The following is a 22283-nucleotide window of genomic DNA, read 5'->3' on the forward strand; positions in this document are numbered from 1 at the left end:
CGGGTCGTCGGCGGCCCGTACCGGCGTTGCCCTCGTACCCCTCGCTCACGTCCTGCCGCCCCTCGGTGACGATCGGTCAAGCCCAGCGCATGTGAAGGCAGTTGCCGCAGCGTGCCTTGCGGAGGACGATCCTACGTTTGTTGCCCGGGGGCGCAGCAAGGGTCTCACGACGACATGTACGCGGGCGTGCGGTCCCAGTCCTCGGGCAGGGCCGGAACACTCCAGGACGGATCCGGGCGCCAGTGCTGCCAGCCGTCCGAGAACGGCGGGCCCCAGGCGCGGATCACCTCCACCGCGGACCGCCCCGCCTCCCGGACCTGCGCGGCGAGCCGGGCGTCCATCAGACCGTCGCGCTGCGCCTGCGCGAACTCGTCCTCGTCACGCCAGTGCCAACTGCGGTCCGGGTGAACGGAGATGTCCAGAAAGTGATCCTCGGAGTCGACTCCGCCGGCCCACCGGGTCAGCGGCTTCTCCAGGTTCACGTACCAGTTCTTGAACTGCCAGCCCGGGTCCCAGAACAGCCACACCGACCAGGGCCGGCCGGGCAGCGCCAGCTTCAGCACCCCCGTCCCGAACCACCGGTCGCGCTGCACGGTCCGCGGCTTGGTGTAGCGCGACTCCAGCGGCTCCAGGTGCACGGGCGTGCCGTCGGCGAGAACGGGCCGCACGCACTCGGTGCCGGCCGCCATCCAGACGGCGAGCACCTCCTCGTCGTCCCGCACGACGGTGACGGGGCGCGCGATGTGGAAGCGCTCACCGGCGTTCTCCCGGTACCGCCACAGGATCTGACTCCCGGGCTCCCAGAACGCCGCGGAACCGCCCTCTTCCATCCGTCTCACCGCTCCACCGTCTGCCATGCAGAGATATTAGGTGCCATGGCCATACGACGCTGCGGTGCGCGTCACGGTTCACGCCGGGGCACGTGTCGGTTACGGGTGCGTCATCCGCAGGACATCGAGCGCCTCGTCGAGCTGCTCCCGCGTCAGGTCCCCGCGCTCCACGTAGCCGCCCTCCAGCACGACCTCGCGGATGGTCCGCCGCTCGGCCAGCGCCTTCTTGGCGACCTTCGCGGCCTCCTCGTACCCGATGTACCTGTTCAGCGGGGTGACCACCGACGGCGAGGACTCGGCGTACTCGCGGGCGCGCTCCCGGTGGGCGACGACGCCGTCCACGGTCCGGTCGGCGAGCAGCCGGGAGACGTTGGCGAGCAGCCGGACCGACTCCAGGACGTTCTTCGCGATGACCGGAAGCATGACGTTGAGCTCGAAGTTGCCCGCCGCCCCGGCGGTGGCCACGGTCGCGTCGTTGCCGATCACCTGCGCGGCGACCATGAGCACGGCCTCGGGGATGACCGGGTTGACCTTGCCCGGCATGATCGAGGACCCGGGCTGGAGGTCCGGCAGGCTGATCTCGGCGAGCCCGGTGCGCGGCCCCGACGCCATCCAGCGCAGGTCGTTGGAGATCTTCGTCAGCGAGACGGCGATGGTCCGCAGCTGCCCGCTGGTCTCCACGATGCCGTCCCGGGCGCCCTGCGCCTCGAAGTGGTCGCGCGCCTCGGTCAGGGGCAGCCCGGTGACGCGGGCGACCTCCTCGATGACGGCGGCGGAGAACCCGGGGGGCGTGTTGATGCCGGTCCCCACGGCGGTGCCGCCGAGCGGCAGTTCCGCGAGCCGGGGCAGGGACGCGGTCAGCCGCTCCACGCCGTACCGCACCTGGGCCGCGTACCCGCCGAACTCCTGGCCCAGGGTCACGGGTGTGGCGTCCATGAGGTGCGTCCGCCCGGACTTCACCACGTCGGCGAACTCCCGCGACTTGCGGGTCAGGGAGTCGGCGAGGTGTTCGAGGGCGGGCACGAGGTCGTGGATGACGGCCGCGGTGGCCGCCACGTGGACGGACGACGGGAAGACGTCGTTGGACGACTGCGAGGCGTTGACGTGGTCGTTGGGGTGCACGTCACGGCCGAGCCGCTCGGTGGCGAGGGTGGCGAGGACCTCGTTGGCGTTCATGTTGGACGAGGTGCCGGAACCGGTCTGGAAGACGTCCACCGGGAAGTGCTCGTCCCACCGGCCCTCCGCGACCTCGGCCGCCGCCTCCTGGATCGCCTCGGCGATGTCCTTGTCGAGCACCCCGAGCCGGGCGTTCACCTTCGCCGCGGCCCCCTTGATGCGGGCCAGCGCCTCGATGTGCGCCCGCTCGATCCGCTGCCCGGAGACGGGGAAGTTCTCCACGGCACGCTGGGTCTGGGCCCGCCACTTCGCGTCCACGGGCACCCGGACCTCCCCCATGGAGTCGTGCTCGATCCGGTAGCGCTGGTCGCCGTCTCCGGCAGTCGTCGTCATCGTCGTCGTACCTCCGAGAAGTCAGAGCGCGGACCCCGAGGGCCGTATTCCCCGTTCTTCTCCCCGAGCACCGGACGCACCCGCCGGTCGCGCACCGGCCCGGGCACCGCGCGCGGCGGGCCCGGGCGTCCGGCACGGGGTCACACCAGCCCGGGACCCCGCACCGGGATCGACGTGAAGGTCGGCTGCGGGGCCGGGTCCTGGAAGAAGTCGTTGCCCTTGTCGTCGACGACGACGAACGCCGGGAAGTCCTCGACCTCGATCTTCCAGACGGCCTCCATGCCGAGCTCCTCGTACTCGACGACCTCGACCTTCTTGATGCAGTCCTGGGCGAGCCGGGCGGCCGGGCCGCCGATGGAGCCGAGGTAGAAGCCGCCGTGGGCGTCGCAGGCGGCGGTGACCTGCTTGCTGCGGTTGCCCTTGGCGAGCATGACCTTCGATCCGCCCGCGGCCTGGAACTGCTCGACGTAGGAGTCCATGCGGCCGGCCGTCGTCGGGCCGAAGGAACCGGAGGCGTAGCCCTCGGGCGTCTTCGCCGGGCCCGCGTAGTACACCGGGTGGTCCTTCAGGTACTGCGGCATCTCCTCGCCCGCGTCGAGGCGTTCCTTGATCTTGGCGTGCGCGATGTCACGGGCCACGACCAGCGGACCGCTGAGCGAAAGGCGGGTCTTGACGGGGTACTTGGTCAGCTCGGCGAGGATGTCGTCCATCGGCTGGTTGAGGTCGATGCGCACCACGTCCGACGACTCGTCCAGGTGGTCGTCCGTGGTCTCGGGCAGGAAGCGCGCCGGGTCCGTCTCCAGCTGCTCCAGGAAGACGCCCTCCGCGGTGATCTTCGCGAGGGCCTGACGGTCGGCGGAGCAGGACACGGCGATGGCGACCGGGCAGGACGCGCCGTGCCGGGGGAGGCGGACCACGCGCACGTCGTGGCAGAAGTACTTGCCGCCGAACTGCGCGCCGATGCCGATCCTCTGCGTCAGCTCGAAGACCTTCTGCTCCAGCTCCTTGTCCCGGAAGCCGTGGCCCAGCTCGGAGCCCTCCGCCGGGATCTCGTCCAGGTAGTGCGCGGAGGCGTACTTCGCGGTCTTCAGCGCGTACTCGGCGGAGGTGCCGCCGACGACGATCGCCAGGTGGTACGGCGGGCACGCGGCCGTGCCCAGCGAACGGATCTTCTCCTCCAGGAACCTCATCATGGAGCCCTCGTTGAGGACCGCCTTCGTCTCCTGGTAGAGGAACGACTTGTTGGCCGAGCCGCCGCCCTTGGCCATGAACAGGAACTTGTAGGCGCCGCCGTCCGTCGCGTACAGCTCGATCTGCGCGGGCAGGTTGGAGCCGGTGTTCTTCTCGTCCCACATGGTCAGCGGGGCCATCTGCGAGTAGCGCAGGTTGAGGTTCAGGTACGCGTCGTAGACGCCGCGGCTCAGTGCCGCCTCGTCGCCGCCCTCGGTGAGCACGTTCTGACCGCGCTTGCCCATCACGATGGCCGTGCCGGTGTCCTGGCACATCGGCAGCACGCCCGCGGCCGCGATGTTCGCGTTCTTCAGCAGGTCCAGGGCGACGAACTTGTCGTTGCCGGAGGCCTCCGGGTCGTCGATGATGCGGCGCAGCTGGGCCAGGTGGGCCGGGCGCAGGTAGTGCTGGATGTCGTGGATCGCCTCCTCGGCGAGCTTGCGCAGCGCCTCCGGCTCCACCTTGAGGAACGTCCGCCCGTCGGCCTCGAAGGTGGAGACACCCTCGGCGGTCACCAGCCGGTAGGGGGTGGTGTCCTCTCCCATGGGAAGCAGATCGGTGTACGCGAACTCAGGCATCGTCGCCCATTCCTCACTCGACGGGTACTACGGCCGGCCCGGCACGGGCAGCGCCCACCAGCGTAGAACCTGCCGCTGACAGGGAGCTTGTGAGGTAGGGCTCAGTTCGGGTCGCGCGCGTTGTCCACACCGGTCGTCCACGCCCCCTAGTCGCGATCTATCGCGTTTCGGTACGCTGCTGCCGTGGACCTTCAGAAGCAGCCCGCGCCAGCCGTCTCCGACCTCCGCGCCTCGGACGCCGACCGCGACCGCATCGCGGACATCCTCCGCGATGCCCTCGCCGAGGGCCGCCTCGACGCCGAAGAGCACGCCGAGCGCGTGGAGGGGGTGCTGAACGCGAAGACGGTCGGCGAACTCGACGTGTTCATCCGGGACCTGCCGGCCGCCCACCAGCAGCGGGCCACGCCCGCCTACACCGGTGCCCCGAACCGTCCGGTCGCCGACTCGCTGCCCCACGACCCCGACGACAACGTGGTGGCGGTGTTCAGCGCCGCCGTCCGCAAGGGCCGCTGGCACGCGGGCCGCCGTATCCACGCGTACGCGGTCTTCGGCAGCATCGAGATCGACCTCAGCGAGGCGCTCTTCGAGTACCAGCAGGTCGTCGTCAAGGCGGTCTCGGTCTTCGGCAACGTCGAGGTCCGCGTCCCGGAGAACGTGTCACTGCGCGGCACCGGCGGCGGTGTCCTCGGCAACTTCGAGGTGGACACGCTGGACGCGTCCGACCCGGCGGCCCCCGTCGTCTACGTGGACGGCTGGGCGGTGCTGGGCAACATCGAGGGCAAGGCCAAGCGCGGCAAGCTCGTGGGGGACATCCTGGACCTGGTGCAGCGCAGGGTCGACCGGGGTTTGCGCAAGCACCTGGGCCATTGACGGTCGTGAACTCGGCGCGCCCGCAAGGGGATCGGCTTCCCGGCCGCTCCCGCGTGGTGCGCCGGTGTGCCGAGGCGCCGGCGGATCGGAACTCAGTGCATAGGCGCGCGCACAGCGGGTAGGCCTTGCTGCATCGTCGCTCGCTCGCGAAGCCGTCGTCAGGAGTAGACCGTGCTGCAACCGCCGCATTCGTCCGTGCAGGTAGCTGCCGTTCCGGCCCAGCGGGTGCCAGTGCGTGACAGGGACCAAGACGCACCATGGCACACCGAGGCGGTCTGCCGCCGCGACGAGGCCGGCCTGTTCTTCGCACCCTCCAAGGAGCCCACCGCGGCCCGGCTCTCCCGTGAGGAGGCGGCGAAGCGGGTCTGCGCACGCTGTCCGGTCATGGTCGAGTGCCGCGAGCACGCACTCCTGCAACCGGAGCCGTACGGCGTGTGGGGCGGGCTGACCGCCGCCGAGCGCCGCGTGGTGCTGGCCCGGCGCCGCCGCCGGGACCTCGAACTGAAGAAGGCCGCCCACGGGACGGACCGCATAGCCGCCGCGGGCTGAGCGGCCCGACGCGAGCCGAAGGGGCGCCCCTCCGCACCGGGGACGCCCCTTCCTCGCTCACGGACACCGGGCCCGTGCGGCGGGCGGGCGCCTCAAGGGGTGCCCGGCCGGCCACCGTCCGCCGTGGTGTCCCGGCTACTTGGCCCGGTCGAAGTCGATCGCGCTGTACGCGCGCAGCTTGCTGAGCCGGTGCTCGGAGTCGATGCGCCGGACCGTGCCGGACTTCGACCGCATCACGATCGAGTCGGTCGTCGCGATCTCGGAGCGGTACCGCACGCCCCGCAGCAGCTCGCCGTCCGTGATGCCGGTGGCGACGAAGAAGACGTTCTCCCCGGAGACCAGGTCGTCCGTGGTCAGCACCCGGTCGAGGTCGTGCCCGGCGTCGACGGCCCGCTGCCGCTCCTCGTCGTCCTTCGGCCAGAGCTTGCCCTGGATGGTGCCGCCCAGGCACTTCACGGCGCAGGCCGAGATGATGCCCTCGGGGGTGCCGCCGATGCCGAGCAGCAGGTCGACGCCGGTGCTCTCGCGCAGCGCCAGGATGGAGCCGGCGACGTCACCGTCGGAGATCAGCTTGATGCGTGCCCCGGTGTCGCGGACCTCCTTGATCAGGCCCTGGTGCCGGGGCCGGTCGAGGATGACGACGGTGACGTCCTCGGGCGTGGACCGCTTGGCCTTGGCGACCCGGCGGATGTTCACGGCCACGGGCGCGTCGATGTCGACGAAGTCGGCCGCTTCCGGGCCGGTGACCAGCTTGTCCATGTAGAACACGGCGGACGGGTCGAACATCGACCCGCGGTCGGCGGCGGCCAGCACGGCGATCGCGTTGGTCATGCCGCCGGCGGTCAGCGTGGTGCCGTCGATCGGGTCGACGGCGATGTCGCACTCGGGCCCGGTCCCGTCGCCGACGCGCTCCCCGTTGTAGAGCATCGGGGCCTCGTCCTTCTCGCCCTCACCGATGACGACGACGCCGTTCATCGAGACGGTGGAGACGAGGGTCCGCATGGCGCGCACCGCGGCACCGTCGGCGCCGTTCTTGTCGCCGCGCCCGACCCAGCGGCCCGCGGCCATCGCCGCGGCTTCGGTCACCCGGACGAGCTCCAGGGCGAGATTTCGGTCAGGGGCCTCGGAGGGAACTTCGAGTTCGGACGGCAGATGATGGTGCTCGGTCATCGGAGCGCACCTTTCTGATACGACGACGGCCGGATGAGGGTATGGCCCCGACTCTATCGCCAGGTAGACAAAATGAGCAGGGGGCCCCACGGATGAGCGGACCGGGGCACCTGCGACGATAGGCGTGTGGCAGGTTCGAACGGCAAGCAGAAGACGGTCCGGGACATGATCCTCTCCCTGGCCCTGATCGGCATCGCGGCGGCGGTCATCTACGTCTTCATCCCGCATGACGACTCCGCTCCCGAGGTGAAGCGGGTCGACTACCGCGTCGAGCTCCTGACGGCGCGCCGGGCCGCCTCCTACCCGGTGGCCGCCCCGGAGGGCCTCTCCCAGAAGTGGAAGGCGACCTCGGTCCGCTTCCGGGGTGACCAGTTCGACGCCTGGCATCTGGGCTTCGACGCCCCCGGCGGTGAGTACGTGCAGATCGAGCAGTCGACTCAGAAGCCGTCGGCGTTCATCGACGAGGCAAGCCAGGGCGCGTCGGCCACCAAGGTCACCCAGCGGATCGACGGCCGGACGTGGACGCGCTACTCCGGCGGCCGGTACAGCGCCCTGGTGCTGTCCGGGAAGGACGCGACGACGGTCGTGGCCGGCACGGGATCGTTCTCGCAGCTGACGGAGATGGCCGAGGCGCTGAAGGCGGCCTGAGGGAAGACCCCGGCGGCGCGGGGAACCCGCCGTAGAGACGTTTCCGGGCACGAAGAAGCCCCCGGCGCAGGCGCCGGGGGCTTTCTCGTGCAGTGGCTCAGACCGTGGTGACGACCTGGTCGAAGTCCAGGCGGGGGGAGCGCGGGTACCAGGCGTCCGGGCCGGGACGGCCGATGTTGACCACCATCAGCGGGGTGTGGTCGTCGTCGAGGAACTCCTTGCGCAGGCCCTCGAAGTCGACGCCGGTCATCGGGCCGGCGGCCAGGCCGGCGGCGCGCACACCGATGATGAAGTACGCGGCCTGGAGGGCGGCGTTCAGCGTGGCGGCACCCTCGCGGACCGGGCGCTCGGCGAAGAAGGCGTCCTTGGCCTGCGGGAAGGCCGGGAACAGGTGCGGCAGCTCCTCGTGGAACTCGTTGTCCGCGGAGAGGATCGCGACCAGCGGGGCGGTGGCGGTCTTGGCGCGGTTGCCCTCGGCCATGTGCTGGACCAGGCGCTCGCGGGCCTCGGCGGAGCGGACCAGGGTGATGCGCAGCGGGGTCTGGTTGAAGGCGGTGGGGCCGTACTTGACCAGGTCGTAGATCGCCTGGACCTGCTCCTCGGTCACCGGCTCGTCGGTGAAGGTGTTCGCGGTGCGGGCCTCGCGGAACAGCAGGTCCTGGGCGGCGGGGTCAAGAACGAGAGACATCGTGAACCTTTTCGGGGGTGTGTCGGGTCCGTGGGGAGCGGCTGACGTCTGCGACAGTACGCGAAGGAAGTTCAACGTTCAACAAAAACGGCGGCGTGGTGACTCTCCTCACAGGCCCCTCACCGCTTCCGGGATCGCCTGCCTGAGGCCGCCCACGTCAGGAATCGTCCCCTTCCGGGGTCGCCCGCCTGGGGGGCCGGCCGCCTCTCCCGTCTCCGGAGCCGGCCGCCGCGCCGTTCCTACTCGGCGTCCCCGGCCCCCGCGCCCGCCGTCTCCTCCTCGGCCAGCGCCGCGTCCAGCCGCGCCCGGGCGCCGTCCAGCCATCGCCGGCACACCTTCGCCAGCTCCTCGCCCCGCTCCCACAGCGCGAGCGACTCCTCCAGCGTCGTGCCGCCCGCCTCCAGCCGCCGTACGACCTCGATCAGCTCGTCCCGCGCCTGCTCGTACCCGAGGGCCTCGCTCACCGCGGTCCCGTCCACCTTGCTGGTCATACGCCCACCCTATGCATCGACTCGTACGGAGAACTCGCCCTCGGCGACCCGCGCGCGCAGCGTCTCGTCCGCCGTCACCTCGCCCGGATCGCGCACCGCGTGGCCGTCGGCCCGCTGGAGCACCGCGTAGCCCCGCTTCAGCGTCGCCGCGGGGGAGAGGGCCACCACGCGCGCGTGCGTGTGCGCCAGCTCCGAGTCGGCGCGGTCCAGCAGATGCCCGAGCGTGCGCCGGCCGCGGTCGAGGAGGGACGCCACATGGTCGGCCCGCTCGTCGATCATCCGGTGCGGGTCCTGCATCGACGGCCGGCCCAGGGCGTGCGCGAGGCCCCGCTCCTCCCGCTCGACCAGCGCCCGCACGCAGCGCAGCGCGCGGTCGCCCAGCAGCCGGACGCGCTCGTACTCCTCGCCGACGTCGGGGACGACCTTCTTCGCCGCGTCGGTCGGCGTGGAGGCCCGCAGGTCGGCGACGTAGTCGAGGAGCGGGGTGTCCGGCTCGTGCCCGATGGCGGAGACCACGGGCGTACGGCAGGCCGCGACCGCCCGGATCAGCTGCTCGTCGGAGAACGGCAGCAGGTCCTCCACGCTCCCGCCGCCACGCGCGACGACGATCACGTCCACGTCGTCGTGCGCGTCGAGCTCCTTGACGGCCTGGACGACCTGCGGCACCGCGTGCACGCCCTGCACGGGCACGTTGCGCACCTCGAAGCGGACGGCGGGCCAGCGGTGCCGGGCGTTCTCCAGCACGTCACGCTCCGCCGCCGAGGCCCGGCCGCAGACCAGCCCGACGAGCTGCGGCAGGAACGGCAGGGCCTTCTTGCGCTCGGGCGCGAACAGCCCCTCGGCGGCGAGCGACTTCTTCAACTGCTCCAGCCGCGCTAGCAGTTCGCCCACCCCGACGGGCCTTATCTCGGTGGCCCGCAGGGACAGCTGCCCGCGCGGCGCGTACCACTCGGGTTTCGCCAGCAGCACCACCCGCGCGCCCTCGCCGACCACGTCGGCGACCGCGTCGAACACCTGCCGGAAGCAGGTCACGCTCACCGAGATGTCGTGGGAGGGGTCGCGCAGCGTCAGGAACACCACGCCCGCGCCCGGCCGCCGCGACAACTGGGTGATCTGCCCCTCGACCCACACCGCGCCGAGCCGGTCGATCCACCCGCCGATGAGCCGCGACACCTGACCGACGGGCAGGGCGGATTCGGGAGACGAGGTGACAGCCATGCGCCCGAGCGTAGTGGCAGGGTGTGACATTCCCGCCGCGCCGCCGGCCGCCCCGCGCCGGACCCGGGCCGCCCGGGCGGCACCCGCGGCTCACCGGCGCCCGCGCCCGCCGGCGACCGGCACGCGATCTTCGACGCCCCTGACGCGGCCTTACGATGGGTGCCATGACTGCTTCGTCTGGCCGCCGTGTCCTGCTCGCCGCCCCCCGGGGCTACTGCGCGGGCGTGGACCGCGCCGTGATCGCCGTCGAGAAGGCCCTGGAGCAGTACGGCGCTCCGGTCTACGTCCGGCACGAGATCGTCCACAACAAGTACGTCGTACAGACCCTGGAGAAGAAGGGCGCCGTCTTCGTCGAGCGGACCGAGGAGGTCCCGCCGGGGAACATCGTCATGTTCTCCGCGCACGGCGTCGCCCCGGTCGTCCACGAGGAGGCCGAGCGCGGCCGGCTCGCCACCATCGACGCGACCTGCCCGCTGGTCACCAAGGTCCACAAGGAAGCCGTGCGCTTCGCGGGCGAGGACTACGACATCCTCCTCATCGGACACGAGGGCCACGAGGAGGTCATCGGCACCTCCGGCGAGGCCCCCGAGCACATCCAGCTGGTCGACGGCCCCGCGGACGTCGCCAAGGTCGAGGTCCGCGACCCCTCCCGGGTCGTCTGGCTCTCGCAGACCACCCTGTCGGTCGACGAGACCATGGAGACGGTCGACGCCCTCAAGGAGAAGTTCCCGCAGCTGATCTCGCCGCCCAGCGACGACATCTGCTACGCCACGCAGAACCGCCAGCTCGCGGTGAAGCAGATGGGCGCCGAGGCCGACCTGGTGATCGTGGTCGGCTCCCGCAACTCCTCCAACTCCAAGCGGCTCGTCGAGGTCGCCAAGCTCGCCGGTTCCCGCGCCGCCCACCTGGTGGACTTCGCCGACGAGATCGACGAAGCCTGGCTGGAGGGCGTGTCCACGGTCGGCGTGACCTCGGGCGCCTCGGTCCCGGAACTGCTCGTGGAGCAGGTCCTGGAGTACCTCGCCGAGCGCGGTTTCGAGGACGTGGAGATCGTCAAGGCGGCCGAGGAGTCCATCACCTTCTCGCTGCCCAAGGAGCTGCGCCGGGACCTGCGCGAGGAGGCGGCGGCCCTGGTCGCCGAGCGCGGCGGCTCCGGCACCCCGCAGGTCTGAGGGGCACCTCCCCGGTTTGACTGTCAGTCCCCCGTCGTAACGTAGAGCCATGCAGATCTTCGGCGTGGACATCGGTGGATCCGGGATCAAGGGCGCCCCTGTGGACCTGGACAGGGGCGATCTGGCGGAGGAGCGCTTCAAGGTGCTCACTCCGCACCCGGCCACCCCCGACGGCGTGGCCGACGGCGTGAAGCAGGTCGTCGAGCACTACGGCTGGACCGGACCGGTCGGGCTCACCTTCCCGGGCGTGGTCACCGGCGGCTCCACCATCCGTACGGCGGCCAATGTCGACAAGAGCTGGATCGACACCGACGCGGGTGCCCTCTTCGCCGACCGCCTGGGCGGCCTTCCGGTGACGGTCGTCAACGACGCGGACGCGGCCGGCGTCGCCGAGATGAACTTCGGCGCGGGCCGGGGCCGCCGGGGCACGGTGATCCTGCTGACCTTCGGCACCGGCATCGGCAGCGCCCTCTTCGTCGACGGCACGCTCGTCCCCAACACCGAGCTGGGCCACCTGGAACTGCACGGGCACGACGCGGAGAAGCGTGCCTCCAGCAAGGCCAAGGACGACGAGGAACTGACGTGGGAGCACTGGGCCCACCGCGTCCAGAAGTACCTCGCGCACGTCGAGATGCTCTTCTCACCCGAGCTGTTCATCATCGGCGGCGGTGTCAGCCGTAAGTCCGAGAAGTACCTGCACTTCATCGAGGGCATCAAGGCGGAGATCGTCCCGGCGCAGCTGCAGAACAACGCCGGGATCGTCGGAGCGGCGATGCACGCGGCGCACGAGGACTGAGGAGGCGGGGGACCGGGGGAGCCGCCCCTCAGCCGGGCGGACGGCCGCGCGCGGGGCGGCGGCTCGCCACGTGGACCCGGCGCGCCGTCGCCACGACCCCGGCGACCAGCGTCCCGCCGTACAGCCATCCGGCCTGGGTGGCCAGCGCGGTGAACAGCCCCATCAGCCGTTCGGCGAGCCCGCCGCCGCCGTCGGCCACGGGAAGCAGCCCCAGCGCGAAGGCGAGCGGCACGACGACCGGGGCCGTCAGCACATCGCCCCTGCGCAGCCAGAGGGCGGTCACCGCGCACACCGGCAGGAACAGCACCCCGTACACCGTCGGCGACGCGTCGAACAGCGCGTCGTCCAGGCAGCCGACGAGGAACATCAGCGCCCCGCAGAAGAGACCGGCGCCGAGCCCCGTCAGCCGGGGGTTCGGCAGCCGCCGTACCGCGCCGGCCGATGACGGCGAGGGGCGCCGGGCGGGCGCCGGGGGGCGCCGGGCCTGCGGCGGCAGCGGCGGGGTGCCGCCCGGCTTCCGGTACTGCGGGGGTCGCGTCCTGTGTTGCTCCACTGGACCAACCTAGGTCGTTTTATGTGCCCAATCCCCCGTCGGACACGCCGTGCGGCAGAGCTTGGCCATGCGTTCGACAGGTCGCCGGGGCGGGGCCGGGCACGCCGTAGACTGGTGGATCGCCCCTGGCGCCCAGTTCGCCCACGCCAGCCCTCTCACTCCGGGAAGTCGTAACGTGTCGCTCACGATCGGAATCGTCGGCCTGCCCAATGTCGGCAAGTCGACCCTGTTCAACGCCCTGACCAAGAACGACGTGCTGGCGGCCAACTACCCGTTCGCCACGATCGAGCCGAACGTCGGTGTCGTGGGCGTCCCGGACGAGCGCCTCACCATCCTCGCCAAGATCTTCGGCTCCCAGCGGATCCTCCCGGCCACGGTCGACTTCGTCGACATCGCGGGCATCGTGCGCGGCGCCAGCGAGGGCGAGGGCCTCGGCAACAAGTTCCTCGCCAACATCCGCGAGTCCGACGCGATCTGCCAGGTCATCCGCGCCTTCAAGGACGAGAACGTCGTGCACGTCGACGGCAAGGTCTCGCCCAAGGACGACATCGAGACGATCAACACCGAGCTGATCCTCGCCGACCTCCAGACCATCGAGAAGGTCCTCCCGCGCCTCCAGAAGGAGTCCCGGATCAAGAAGGACATCGGTCCGAAGGTGAAGGCCGTCGAGGAGGCCAAGGAGATCCTGGAGAAGGGCGACACGCTCTACACCCACGGCATCCTCCAGGGCAGCGAGCGTGCCGAGCTCCTGCACGACCTGCACCTGCTGACCACCAAGCCCTTCCTCTACGTCTTCAACGTCGACGAGGACGAGCTGACCGACGACACCTTCAAGGACGAGCAGCGCGCCCTGGTCGCCCCCGCCGAGGCGATCTTCCTCAACGCCAAGCTGGAGTCGGAGCTCGTCGAACTCGACGAGGAGGACGCGATGGAACTCCTCCAGTCGGTCGGCGTCGAGGAACCGGGCCTGGCCACCCTCGCCCACGTCGGCTTCGACACCCTGGGCCTGCAGACCTACCTCACGGCCGGCCCCAAGGAGTCCCGCGCCTGGACCATCAGGAAGGGCGCGACCGCCCCCGAGGCCGCCGGTGTCATCCACACCGACTTCCAGAAGGGCTTCATCAAGGCCGAGGTCATCTCCTTCGCCGACCTGGTCGAGACCGGCTCGGTCGCCGAGGCCCGCGCCAAGGGCAAGGCCCGCATGGAGGGCAAGGAATATGTGATGCAGGACGGCGACGTGGTGGAGTTCAGGTTCAACGTTTAGCCGCTGACGTGTCACCAGGTCGCTGATCTGGCAAACGTGCAGGTCAGTGAGGGTCCGACTCTTCGGAGTCGGGCCCTTGGTTTTTCCCGTGCCGGGATAGTGCTGGGATAGCTGCCCCCTCGTCACCTGTCATCAACCCTGCTCATCCCTGCCGTGCCGTGCCGGGATGGGATGGGGATGCCCGTGCTGGGATTTGTGCGAGCGGGGCGCTGCCCGAGTGTGGCGGTAGTGCGGACGTGGTGCTTTTCCTACTCGTTTGACACAATCGGGGTATGGGTGAGGCGACGTACAACATCGGGGAAGGGCCGGCGACGCGGGTGAGCTTGTCGCTGCCTGAAGGGACCGCGGAGGCGATCCGGGCGCGGGTGGGCAAGCGGGAGTTCTCTGCGTTCATCGCTGAGGCGGTCGAGCGTGAGCTGCGCGGGCAGGTCCTGGACGAGTACCTGGCGGACTACGAGAGCCGCAAGGGGCCGGTCTCCGAGCCGGCTCGTCAGCGGGCGCGGCAGGTGTTCGACGAGGTGTTCGCCGAGGGGGCTGAGTGGCCCGTCGCAGGCTGAGTCACGAGGGGACGCTGGTCCTCGACAGCGAGGGACTCTCGAAGCTGCTTGCCGACGACGAGCAGGTGGTGGCTCTGATCGCTGAGGCGCGCTCGCGCGGCATGGAGGTCGTGATCAGTGCGCTCACCATCATCGAAGCCGTCCACGCCCGTACGAACAAGTCCCGCCTGAACTGGGTGCTTTCCGGGCTGCGGGTCGTCCCGGTCGGTGACGAGGAGGCGAGAGCTGCCTCGGAGTTGCTGCTGAATGCCGGGTTGCACGGACACAAGTACGCGATCGATGCGGCCGTCGCCGAGGCCGCCGTGCGACAGCACCGCCCCGTGGTCATGCTGACCTCCGATATTGACGACATGGCCAAACTGTGCGGCGAGCGGGTCCGGCTCGTGGCGGTGTGATTTCCCCCTGGTCCGGCTTCCGCCTTTCGACGGTGGATCCGGGCTGGGAGAGCCTTCGGTCGGATGAGACGTGGTGCATGGCGCGTCTACAGCGAGAACAGCTCTTCCTGGTAGTTCTCGACGACGCCGCGTAGCGGACAGAAGAGGCCGAGCAGCATGAACGTACATCGCCAGCGACCAGAAGGCCTCGGTCTGACGGCGGGCGTCGGCCTGGGCGAGCCGCGGACCGGCCTGGCTCATCACGAGTCCGGCGACCACGACGGGAGCACCCCGGACGCCTCGACCGACTCGGCCAGCAGGTAGGCGGTGAACGGGATCAGGATGATCACGAGGTTGCCCAGGAGCGTGTCGTCCAGGGTGCGGATGCGGCGCCGGACCTGGATGCCGACCCACGCCACCAGGACACCGGCTGCGATGCCGCCTCCGTAGGACAGGAGCACTGGCCGCCGATGTGCGGGGCGCTGAGGTGTTCGACGCCGACGGTGACGCCGACGGCCAGGCTGTAGATGACGAACGCGGTGCCGTCGTTGATGAGGCTCTCGGCGCGCGGCACCGTGACGTTGCGGCGCGGCAGGAGCCGGGAGGCGACGCCCACGGCGGTGGCGTCGGTCGGGGCGACGGCCGCGCCGAGCACCCAGGCCGGGGCCCGGCCGAGCGGTTCGCCATCCGCTCCTCGATGACCCGATACGGCCCCGGCCCCGGTCCGCAGCACGCGCCCCGGTCCGGCCCGCGCGCTCGCGGTCCTCCCCGTCCTTCCGCTCCCGCCCCTCCTTCCGTCCCCCTGTCAGTGGCGCGTGCCACGATGGAGGCAGAGGGGACGGCTGGGGATTCCGGGGGGAGGCGGGGTGTCATGGAGGGGGAGCTGCCGGCGGGGCGCGCGGTCAGGGAGCTGTGGGCGCGGGGCGCGCGGCTCCACGCGGCGGCACGCAGCCTGCGCGAGGACCACGACCGCGCCCTCGACGCCGTGCGCTCCGCACTCGAACCGATCCGGGACCACCTCGTCGCCGAGGAGCTCGAAGCCATCCCGGTCAGCCGGCTGAAGGACGTCACCGAGGGACGTCTGCGCCTCGGCGCCGTCGAGGCCGCCGGATTCGGCTCGGTGCGCGCGGTGCACGAGGCCGGCCGGTACGAACTTCGGCAGGTCCCCGGCGTGGGCCCGCAGACCGCCGACCGGGCGCTCGCCGCCGCCCGGCAGATCGCCCGGGCCGTGGCCGAGACCGTCTCCGTCCGCGTCGACGTCGACCACCCCGAGCCCCGCACCACCGCCCTGGTCGTCGCCCTCCAGCGGCTCGTCGAGGCGGGCCCCGAGCTGCGCCGCGCCCTGGACGCGGCCACCCTGCTCGACGGGCGGCTCCGGGAACTGCTGCCCGCGGCCCGGCCGGCCGGCAACCGGCTGCGCATGGCCCTCGCCGGACGCGGACGCAGGGACAGCGTGCTCGCCGCCGTCGCGGAGCTGCGCGAGCTGCTGGCCGACGCGGACACCCGCGACCTGCGGCTGCTGATCGCCCAGGCGTCCACCGACCTGCTGCGCCCCCCGGTCTCCGACATCGCGGCCTGGGTCGATTTCGAGCTGCGCTCCGCCGAGTACTACAGCCGGCTCGCCGACGTCTCCGAGGAACGCCCCGACCTCGCCGCGAGCGAGGGCTTCGTGCCGGCGGAGATCGCCGAGCGCGTCCACGCCCAGCCGCTCGACGACACCCACCGCCGGGTGTCCCTGCGCGGCTACCAGGACTTCGGCGCCCGTTTCGCGCTCGCCCAGCGCCGGGTGGTCCTCGGCGACGAGATGGGACTCGGCAAGACCGTCCAGGCCATCGCGGCACTGGCCCACCTGGCGAGCGAGGGCCACAGCCACTTCCTCGTGGTCTGCCCGGCCAGCGTGCTGATCAACTGGACCCGTGAGATCCGCGCCCGCAGCACCCTGCGCGCACTGGCGGTGCACGGTCCCGACCGCCAGGACACGTACGCGGAGTGGTGCGAGCGCGGAGGGGTCGCGGTCACCACCTACGACACGCTGCACACGCTGCCCGTTCCCGACGGCCCGGCGCCGGGCATGCTCGTCGTGGACGAGGCCCATTACGTGAAGAACCCGGCCACCCGCCGTGCCGGATCGCTCGCCGCGTGGACCGGCCGCTGCGACCGCGTCCTGTTCCTGACGGGCACGCCGATGGAGAACCGCGTCGAGGAGTTCCGCGCGCTCGTCCGTCAGCTCCGCCCCGATCTGCTGCCCGCGCTGACCGGCGTCGGCGCCGCCGTCGGCCCGCGCGCCTTCCGCACTCTGGTGGCCCCTGCCTATCTGCGCCGCAACCAGGAGGACGTCCTCACCGAACTCCCCGCGCTGCTCCAGGTCGACGAGTGGGAGGAGTTGGGCGTCGCCGACCGCGAGGCCTACGACCGGGCGGTCGCCGACGGCAACTTCATGGCGATGCGCCGGGCCGCGTACGCCGACGCGGAGAAGTCGGCGAAGCTGCAACGGCTGTCCGAGCTGGTCGCCGAGGCCGCCGACAACGGTCTGAAGGTCGTCGTCTTCTCGTACTTCCGCGAGGTGCTCGGCACGGTCCGGCGGACACTGGCCGAGTCGACGCCGACGCCGATACCGGCGCAGGACCCCGGCCCGAACCTGGCGGCCGCCGGGCAGCGGGTGTTCGGTCCGATCACCGGGGCCGTTCCCGCGGCGCGGAGACAGCGGATGGTGGACGACTTCGCGCGGGCGCCGGGGCACGCGGTGCTGCTCTCCCAGGTCGAGGCCGGTGGTGTCGGCCTCAACCTCCAGGCGGCCTCCCTGGTGATCCTCTGCGAACCGCAGGTCAAGCCGACGGTGGAGCACCAGGCGGTCGCCCGCGTGCACCGCATGGGCCAGACCCGCACGGTGCAGGTGCACCGCCTGCTCGCGGCGGACAGCGTGGACGAACGGCTCCTGGACATCCTCCGGAACAAGGCACGCCTCTTCGACGCGTTCGCCCGGCGCAGCGACCTGGCGGACTCCACCCCGGACGCCGTCGACGTCTCCGACGCGGCGCTGGCCCGCCGGATCGTGGAGGAGGAACAGCGGCGGCTCGCGGCGAACGCGAGCTGAGCCGAAGACGCGGGCCCGGCGGGTGGCCCTGCCGGGACGCGGGTCCGGGCGCCGGGTGAGTCCCGGCGCGTGCGCGGATGTCCCGCTCCATCGAACATCAGGCCCGCTCGGAGACTCCTCGTCCCGGTCGGGCGCGCTTACGATGCGCCCAGTCGTACGTCGGTCTCGTACGGCCTCCGCCCTGTCCTCGCGTCGGTCCCGTACGGCCCTCGCCCTGTCCTCGCGTCGGTCCCGTACGGCCCTCGCCCTGTCCTCGCGTCGGTCCCGAACGGCCCTCGCCCCTGTCCCCGCGTCCGTGCCGTACGGCCCCCCCGTCCCGTCCCCGCGTCCGTCCCGTGCGACCCCTCGCCCTGTCCCCGCGTCCGTGCCGTACGGCCCCCCGTCCCGTCCCCGCGTCCGTCCCGTGCGACCCCTCGCCGCGTCCCCGCGTCGGTTCGTACGGCCCTGGCCACGTCTCGTCGTCAGTTCCGTACGGACGACCCCGTCCCCCCGCGCCCGCGTGCGCCTCCGCCCCGCCCGGTCGTCCCTCGCCTCCCCGGCGCCGCCGCCTGAACCAGGAGCACGGTACTCGTGTCCATACCCCCGCCCTCCGGGCCGCACCAGCCCCAGGAGCCGTACGCGCAGGGCGACTTCCGGCTGCCCCCGCCGGGCTTCCCGTACTCCGGGCCCCCGCAAGCCGCCGGTGCCTGCCCGCCGCCGCCCTATCAGCTCTGGGGCCAGGGCTACAGCCCGTACAACCGGCCCGCGCCCGTCAACGGGGTCGCCATCGCCTCACTGGTCCTCGGCGTCCTCTGCTTCCTGCCGGGGGTGGGACTGGTGCTGGGGCTGATCGCGCTGCGGCAGATCCGGAAGCGGGGCGAGCGGGGCAGGGGGATGGCCGTCGCCGGGTCCGTGCTGTCCTCCGTGGGGCTGGCGCTGTGGGTGCTGACGCTGTCCACGGGGGCCGTGACCGGCGTCTGGGAGGGCTTCAAGGACGGCGCGACCGCGAGCGCGTCGATGGACGAGGGAACCTGCTTCGACTCGCCCAAGGGACTGGAGGGCGCGGCCTACGCCTTCGACGAGGTGCCGTGCGCGGACGAACACGACGCCGAGGTGTTCGCCGTCGTCACCCTGCCCGGCGGCTCCTATCCCGGCGACCGGGCACTCGAGGACACCGCCGACGACACGTGCTACGCACGGCGGACCGACTACGCGATGGACGCCTGGGCCGTGCCGGACGACGTCGACGTGTACTACCTGCTGCCGTCCCGGGCGAGCTGGCGCCTCGGTGACCGCGAGATCACCTGCGCGTTCGGCAACACCGACGAGAACGCCACGCTGACCGGGTCGCTGCGCAACGACTCGACGATCCTCGACGCCGACCAGACCGCCTACCTGAAGGCGGTCAACACGCTGGAGGCGGCCCTGGACTCGGCGCCCGACTCCACGCCCGACGACGACCTGCCCGCGAACCGGGAGTGGGCCGCGCGGGTCGCGGACGCCCTCCACACGGAGGCGGCGCTGCTGCGCCGGCACCGGTGGCCCGCGACGGCCGAGCGGCCGGTCACCGGCGTCGCCAGGGAGGTGCAGGCACTCCAGAAGGAGTGGGCGCTGGCCGCCGTCGCCGCGAATGTGAACGGCTTCTACCAGCACTACGACCGGACCGTGACGATCGAGCACCCCGCCACGTCCGTCACCGCTCGCAAGGCTCTGGGCCTCGCCACGACCCCGCCGTCCCACGACGACGACCCGGGCGACTCGGGCGGCGGTGGAGACAAGGGCGGCGCGGAGGTGTGGGCGGCCCCATAGCGGGGAGAAAGTGCCTGCGTAAAGCCCTCACGGGCCACATGTCATCACATCGAGTGATTCTCTGGCCTTTGCTTGCACCGCACAACCTACGGTTGCCACGCTGTCGCTATCTGTACAACCTGATGGGAGCGGCCAGTGACATTCGGTGAGCAGCCGGCGTATCTGCGCGTCGCGGGTGATCTCCGTAAGAAGATCGTCAATGGTTCGCTGCCACCGCACACCCGTCTCCCGTCGCAGGCCAGAATCCGCGAGGAGTACGGCGTCTCGGACACCGTCGCCCTGGAGGCGCGCAAGGTGCTGATGGCCGAGGGGCTGGTCGAGGGCCGTTCCGGCTCCGGCACCTATGTGCGCGAGCGTCCGGTGCCCCGGCTCATCGCCCGCTCCGGTTACCGCCCGGCCGGCGGCGCCACCCCCTTCCGCCAGGAGCAGGCGGACGCCGACGCCCGGGGGACCTGGGAGTCGAGCAGCGCACAGGTCGAGGCGGGCGGCACGGTCGCCGACCGGCTGGACATCCGGCCCGGCGACCGCGTGATGCGTACGAAGTACCTCTTCCGGGACGCGGGCGAGGCGGTCATGCTCTCCACCTCCTGGGAGCCGCTCGCCGTCACCGGGCGTACGCCGGTGATGCTGCCCGAGGAGGGCCCGCTCGGCGGCATGGGTGTGGTCGAGCGCATGGCCGCCATCGACGTGATCGTGGACAACGTCACCGAGGAGGTCGGTGCCCGTCCCGGTCTCGCCGAGGAGCTGCACGCCCTGGGCGGGGTCCCCGGCCATGTCGTCGTCGTCGTCCAGCGCACGTACTACGCCTCAGGGCGCCCGGTCGAGACGGCCGACGTGGTGATCCCGGCCGACCGCTACCGCGTCGCGTACCACCTCCCGGTGAAGTAGCGCACACCGTCGCACCACCCCGCACAACCCACCGGCAGTTGCCGCCGGCGTGGGACCCCGTCCGCGCCCGCCTCCACGGCGTTGGAATCCAGCCGTTCTCGCAGGTCGACCGGTACCTGGGCGGTATCCCGCTGACCGGAAACGTCCATGCGCGAGGGCGGCGCGTTCCCCTCCGTGCGCCCCCTGTCCCGCCCGTCCGACCTGGCTGGTTGCGTACCTCTTTGTGAAAAGGCGTATTCGCTGCGTGAAGGTTGGGCGTAGGCTCGGGCATATGCGGATTGCGGTTTCCTTATCGGGCGGGGCACGGCAGAGGCCGCGGGCGGGAAGTGGAGGGGCGCGATGAACGACAGCACGATCACTCTTCCCTGGCTCGTCATACGGCAGGACGACAACGGCAATCGCTACCGCGTGGGCCGGTACGCGACCCGCGACGAGGCCCAGAAGATCGCCGACAGCCTCGACAGCCGCGGACACAAGCAGCTGTACTGGGTCGAGCGGATCGGCCCGGGCGCCGACGTCTGACCGGTCGACCGGCGCTGTCCCGGCGCCCGCTTTCCCCGCGCCCCCCGTTAGGCTCCGGCGCATGACGCCGACGAGCGAACGGACCGTGGTGGTGGGAGCCGCCCTGCTCGACGGAGGCCGGCTGCTCGCCGCCCGCCGCAGCGCTCCCCCCGAACTGGCCGGCCGCTGGGAACTGCCCGGCGGCAAGGTGGAGCCGGGCGAGACCCCCGAGGCGGCCCTCGTGCGCGAACTGCGGGAGGAACTCGGCGTCGACGCCGAGCCCGTCGAGCGGATCCCGGGGGAGTGGCCCCTGCGGTCGCCGTACGTTCTGTGGGTGTGGACCGCCCGGCTGCTTCCCGGCTCCGCCGACCCCGAGCCCCTCCAGGATCACGACGCACTCCGCCGGCTGACCCCCGCCGAGATCTGGAGCGTCGACTGGCTGGACCAGGACGTGCCCGCCGTGCGCGAGGTGCTGACCATCCTGCGGGCGGAAGCGGCCGCCCGGACAGAGGCGGAGGCGGAAGCGGACGCCGGGGCGGAAGCGGACGCCGGGGTGGAGGCGGAGGCGGACGCTGCGGCAAAGGTGGAGGCGGACATCCCGGCGGAGACGGTGGCAGAGGCGCGGGCGGGGGGCGTCGGCGGGCACGCGGCCGACAGGTGAGCCCGGGGTGAGCGCCCTCGTACGCCGTTTGTGCCACAGTGCGCCCTCAAGGGGGGTACTCGGGCCTGGATATCGGGTATCTGCCCATTAACCCCATGAAACCGGACATGGGTGAGTTCGTCGGGCTGGGAAGTGATCGGCGTGATCGACACCGAGGGCGACCGCGCCGAGTGGACCTTCCCCGCGGACCCGGGCGCCGTCCGTGACGCCCGGTCCGCGGTCCGCGGCCGACTGCGCGACTGGGACCTCGACAGCCTCGCCGACCTCGCCGCGCTGCTGGTCAGCGAGCTGGTCACCAACGCGCTGCGGCACGCCACCGGCCCCATCGGAGTGAGCCTGGTGCGCCCCGCCGTCCCCGGCGACGTGCTGCGGGTGGAGGTCTCCGACCCGATCCCGGACCCGCCCCGGGAGCGCGCCGCCCGCCCCGAGGACGAGAGCGGCCGCGGTCTCCAGCTGGTCGCCCACACGTCCCGGCGCTGGGGTACCCGGCCCGGAGGTGCGGGCAAGACCGTGTGGTTCGAGCTCGCGGTGCCAGGATGAACCGGGTGGCCCGGCAGTGGCGGTGCGGGGACTGTACGGACCCGTCCGCGCTGTCGAACGACTGGTTCAGGCCAGTGGCGGTTGTCGACGGGTGGGATTCGATGACGTGTCCGCTGGTTAGAAGACTGGAAGTGTTGTCGCGGCTCGGACCGAAAACCATCGGGACCGTGCTGTGATCGTGAACACCGTGTTGTGCGGAGCCGTAGTGCTGGATACTGCGGGCAGCCGCCGCCGGTGACCGGTGCCGGACGCGGTGAGCTGGAGGGGACGGTTCGCGTGAGCGAGATACCAGCGAAGGCCACGGAGTCCGAGGA

General features: G+C 71.6%; 22 protein-coding genes and 1 pseudogene. 14 read left to right on the plus strand and 9 right to left on the minus strand.

What is annotated here, in order from left to right:
* Positions 1 to 164: 164 nt before the first annotated feature.
* From ABZT03_RS23200 to ABZT03_RS23210, 3 genes are all read right to left on the minus strand, one after another.
* Positions 165 to 830, minus strand: coding sequence for a DUF402 domain-containing protein (locus tag ABZT03_RS23200; RefSeq protein ID WP_356042210.1), 666 nt, complete (start codon positions 828 to 830; stop codon positions 165 to 167).
* A 99-nt stretch (positions 831 to 929) separates the two neighbouring features.
* Positions 930 to 2339, minus strand: coding sequence for a class II fumarate hydratase (locus ABZT03_RS23205; RefSeq protein ID WP_356042167.1), 1410 nt, complete (start codon positions 2337 to 2339; stop codon positions 930 to 932).
* A 140-nt stretch (positions 2340 to 2479) separates the two neighbouring features.
* A complete protein-coding gene (locus ABZT03_RS23210; protein ID WP_356042169.1) occupies positions 2480 to 4147 on the minus strand; it encodes a fumarate hydratase in 1668 nt (555 codons plus the stop codon).
* A gap of 183 nt (positions 4148 to 4330) precedes the next feature.
* On the opposite strand from ABZT03_RS23210, the gene ABZT03_RS23215 reads away from it, so the two are divergent.
* Positions 4331 to 5017, plus strand: coding sequence for a DUF1707 domain-containing protein (locus ABZT03_RS23215; RefSeq protein WP_356042171.1), 687 nt, complete (start codon positions 4331 to 4333; stop codon positions 5015 to 5017).
* 171 nt (positions 5018 to 5188) lie between these two features.
* Entirely contained in the window at positions 5189 to 5566 is a 378-nt protein-coding gene (locus ABZT03_RS23220; RefSeq protein WP_356042173.1) for a WhiB family transcriptional regulator, read from the plus strand.
* Positions 5567 to 5701: 135 nt separating this feature from the next.
* Here ABZT03_RS23220 and glpX read toward each other — a convergent pair whose 3' ends face one another.
* Positions 5702 to 6736 (minus strand): class II fructose-bisphosphatase, encoded by a 1035-nt coding sequence (gene glpX / locus ABZT03_RS23225; RefSeq protein WP_356042174.1) that lies wholly within the window; start codon positions 6734 to 6736, stop codon positions 5702 to 5704.
* Between the two features lie 126 nt (positions 6737 to 6862).
* On the opposite strand from glpX, the gene ABZT03_RS23230 reads away from it, so the two are divergent.
* Positions 6863 to 7384, plus strand: a complete 522-nt coding sequence (locus tag ABZT03_RS23230; protein WP_356042176.1) for a DUF4245 domain-containing protein — start codon at positions 6863 to 6865, stop codon at positions 7382 to 7384.
* Positions 7385 to 7481: 97 nt separating this feature from the next.
* Here ABZT03_RS23230 and ABZT03_RS23235 read toward each other — a convergent pair whose 3' ends face one another.
* The 3 genes from ABZT03_RS23235 to xseA all read right to left on the minus strand — a co-directional run bounded on the left by ABZT03_RS23235 (position 7482) and on the right by xseA (position 9781).
* A complete protein-coding gene (locus ABZT03_RS23235) occupies positions 7482 to 8072 on the minus strand; it encodes a malonic semialdehyde reductase (RefSeq protein ID WP_356042178.1) in 591 nt (196 codons plus the stop codon).
* A gap of 239 nt (positions 8073 to 8311) precedes the next feature.
* The gene (locus ABZT03_RS23240) at positions 8312 to 8563 is read right to left on the minus strand and encodes an exodeoxyribonuclease VII small subunit (protein ID WP_356042179.1); all 252 of its coding nucleotides are present in this window, start codon (positions 8561 to 8563) and stop codon (positions 8312 to 8314) included.
* 9 nt (positions 8564 to 8572) lie between these two features.
* Positions 8573 to 9781 (minus strand): exodeoxyribonuclease VII large subunit, encoded by a 1209-nt coding sequence (xseA, locus tag ABZT03_RS23245; protein ID WP_356042180.1) that lies wholly within the window; start codon positions 9779 to 9781, stop codon positions 8573 to 8575.
* A 155-nt stretch (positions 9782 to 9936) separates the two neighbouring features.
* On the opposite strand from xseA, the gene ABZT03_RS23250 reads away from it, so the two are divergent.
* Both ABZT03_RS23250 and ppgK read left to right on the plus strand, forming a co-directional pair.
* Positions 9937 to 10953 (plus strand): 4-hydroxy-3-methylbut-2-enyl diphosphate reductase, encoded by a 1017-nt coding sequence (locus ABZT03_RS23250; protein ID WP_356042181.1) that lies wholly within the window; start codon positions 9937 to 9939, stop codon positions 10951 to 10953.
* Between the two features lie 49 nt (positions 10954 to 11002).
* Entirely contained in the window at positions 11003 to 11749 is a 747-nt protein-coding gene (ppgK, locus tag ABZT03_RS23255) for a polyphosphate--glucose phosphotransferase (protein WP_356042183.1), read from the plus strand.
* A 28-nt stretch (positions 11750 to 11777) separates the two neighbouring features.
* Here the strand turns inward: ppgK and ABZT03_RS23260 are convergent, their stop codons facing one another.
* Positions 11778 to 12302: a DUF6542 domain-containing protein gene (locus tag ABZT03_RS23260; protein ID WP_356042185.1), complete on the minus strand. Its 525-nt coding sequence runs from the start codon at positions 12300 to 12302 to the stop codon at positions 11778 to 11780.
* A 175-nt stretch (positions 12303 to 12477) separates the two neighbouring features.
* On the opposite strand from ABZT03_RS23260, the gene ychF reads away from it, so the two are divergent.
* The 3 genes from ychF (at position 12478) to ABZT03_RS23275 (ending at position 14518) form a co-directional block, all read left to right on the plus strand.
* Complete coding sequence (ychF, locus tag ABZT03_RS23265; protein WP_356042187.1) at positions 12478 to 13566, plus strand: redox-regulated ATPase YchF; 1089 nt, start codon at positions 12478 to 12480, stop codon at positions 13564 to 13566.
* A gap of 272 nt (positions 13567 to 13838) precedes the next feature.
* Positions 13839 to 14123 carry a hypothetical protein gene (locus ABZT03_RS23270; protein ID WP_356042189.1) on the plus strand — a complete coding sequence of 95 codons (285 nt, stop codon included), beginning with the start codon at positions 13839 to 13841 and terminating at the stop codon, positions 14121 to 14123.
* Positions 14105 to 14518, plus strand: a complete 414-nt coding sequence (locus ABZT03_RS23275; RefSeq protein WP_356042190.1) for a PIN domain-containing protein — start codon at positions 14105 to 14107, stop codon at positions 14516 to 14518. Before ABZT03_RS23270 ends, ABZT03_RS23275 begins: the two co-directional genes overlap by 19 nt.
* Before the next feature lie 239 nt (positions 14519 to 14757).
* Here ABZT03_RS23275 and ABZT03_RS23280 read toward each other — a convergent pair whose 3' ends face one another.
* Entirely contained in the window at positions 14758 to 14958 is a 201-nt protein-coding gene (locus ABZT03_RS23280) for a cation:proton antiporter (RefSeq protein WP_356042192.1), read from the minus strand.
* A 410-nt stretch (positions 14959 to 15368) separates the two neighbouring features.
* Between ABZT03_RS23280 and ABZT03_RS23285 the strand changes: the two genes are divergently transcribed.
* The 6 genes and pseudogenes from ABZT03_RS23285 (at position 15369) to ABZT03_RS23310 (ending at position 21969) form a co-directional block, all read left to right on the plus strand.
* Positions 15369 to 17591 (plus strand): SNF2-related protein, encoded by a 2223-nt coding sequence (locus tag ABZT03_RS23285; protein WP_356042194.1) that lies wholly within the window; start codon positions 15369 to 15371, stop codon positions 17589 to 17591.
* A gap of 570 nt (positions 17592 to 18161) precedes the next feature.
* Complete coding sequence (locus tag ABZT03_RS23290) at positions 18162 to 19379, plus strand: DUF4190 domain-containing protein (RefSeq protein ID WP_356042196.1); 1218 nt, start codon at positions 18162 to 18164, stop codon at positions 19377 to 19379.
* A gap of 135 nt (positions 19380 to 19514) precedes the next feature.
* Positions 19515 to 20267: a GntR family transcriptional regulator gene (locus ABZT03_RS23295; RefSeq protein ID WP_356042198.1), complete on the plus strand. Its 753-nt coding sequence runs from the start codon at positions 19515 to 19517 to the stop codon at positions 20265 to 20267.
* A gap of 339 nt (positions 20268 to 20606) precedes the next feature.
* The gene (locus ABZT03_RS23300; protein WP_356042200.1) at positions 20607 to 20789 is read left to right on the plus strand and encodes an SPOR domain-containing protein; all 183 of its coding nucleotides are present in this window, start codon (positions 20607 to 20609) and stop codon (positions 20787 to 20789) included.
* 61 nt (positions 20790 to 20850) lie between these two features.
* Positions 20851 to 21240: pseudogene (locus ABZT03_RS23305) on the plus strand ((deoxy)nucleoside triphosphate pyrophosphohydrolase); the annotation flags it as partial.
* A 300-nt stretch (positions 21241 to 21540) separates the two neighbouring features.
* Positions 21541 to 21969 (plus strand): ATP-binding protein, encoded by a 429-nt coding sequence (locus tag ABZT03_RS23310; RefSeq protein WP_356042202.1) that lies wholly within the window; start codon positions 21541 to 21543, stop codon positions 21967 to 21969.
* The last annotated feature ends 314 nt before the right edge of the window (positions 21970 to 22283 follow it).

The sequence above is a fragment of the Streptomyces sp. NPDC005574 genome (genome assembly GCF_040605435.1).
GTDB lineage: Bacteria > Actinomycetota > Actinomycetes > Streptomycetales > Streptomycetaceae > Streptomyces.

Coding starts and splice junctions, on each gene's coding strand:
- ABZT03_RS23285 (WP_356042194.1), top strand. CDS start 15,369: ATGGAGGGGGAGCTGCCGGCGGGGCGCGCGGTCAGGGAGCTGTGGGCG.
- ABZT03_RS23250 (WP_356042181.1), top strand. CDS start 9,937: ATGGGTGCCATGACTGCTTCGTCTGGCCGCCGTGTCCTGCTCGCCGCC.
- ABZT03_RS23210 (WP_356042169.1), bottom strand. CDS start 4,147: ATGCCTGAGTTCGCGTACACCGATCTGCTTCCCATGGGAGAGGACACC.
- ABZT03_RS23235 (WP_356042178.1), bottom strand. CDS start 8,072: ATGTCTCTCGTTCTTGACCCCGCCGCCCAGGACCTGCTGTTCCGCGAG.
- ABZT03_RS23300 (WP_356042200.1), top strand. CDS start 20,607: ATGAACGACAGCACGATCACTCTTCCCTGGCTCGTCATACGGCAGGAC.
- ABZT03_RS23205 (WP_356042167.1), bottom strand. CDS start 2,339: ATGACGACGACTGCCGGAGACGGCGACCAGCGCTACCGGATCGAGCAC.
- ABZT03_RS23270 (WP_356042189.1), top strand. CDS start 13,839: ATGGGTGAGGCGACGTACAACATCGGGGAAGGGCCGGCGACGCGGGTG.
- xseA (WP_356042180.1), bottom strand. CDS start 9,781: ATGGCTGTCACCTCGTCTCCCGAATCCGCCCTGCCCGTCGGTCAGGTG.
- ppgK (WP_356042183.1), top strand. CDS start 11,003: ATGCAGATCTTCGGCGTGGACATCGGTGGATCCGGGATCAAGGGCGCC.
- ABZT03_RS23200 (WP_356042210.1), bottom strand. CDS start 830: ATGGAAGAGGGCGGTTCCGCGGCGTTCTGGGAGCCCGGGAGTCAGATC.
- glpX (WP_356042174.1), bottom strand. CDS start 6,736: ATGACCGAGCACCATCATCTGCCGTCCGAACTCGAAGTTCCCTCCGAG.
- ABZT03_RS23240 (WP_356042179.1), bottom strand. CDS start 8,563: ATGACCAGCAAGGTGGACGGGACCGCGGTGAGCGAGGCCCTCGGGTAC.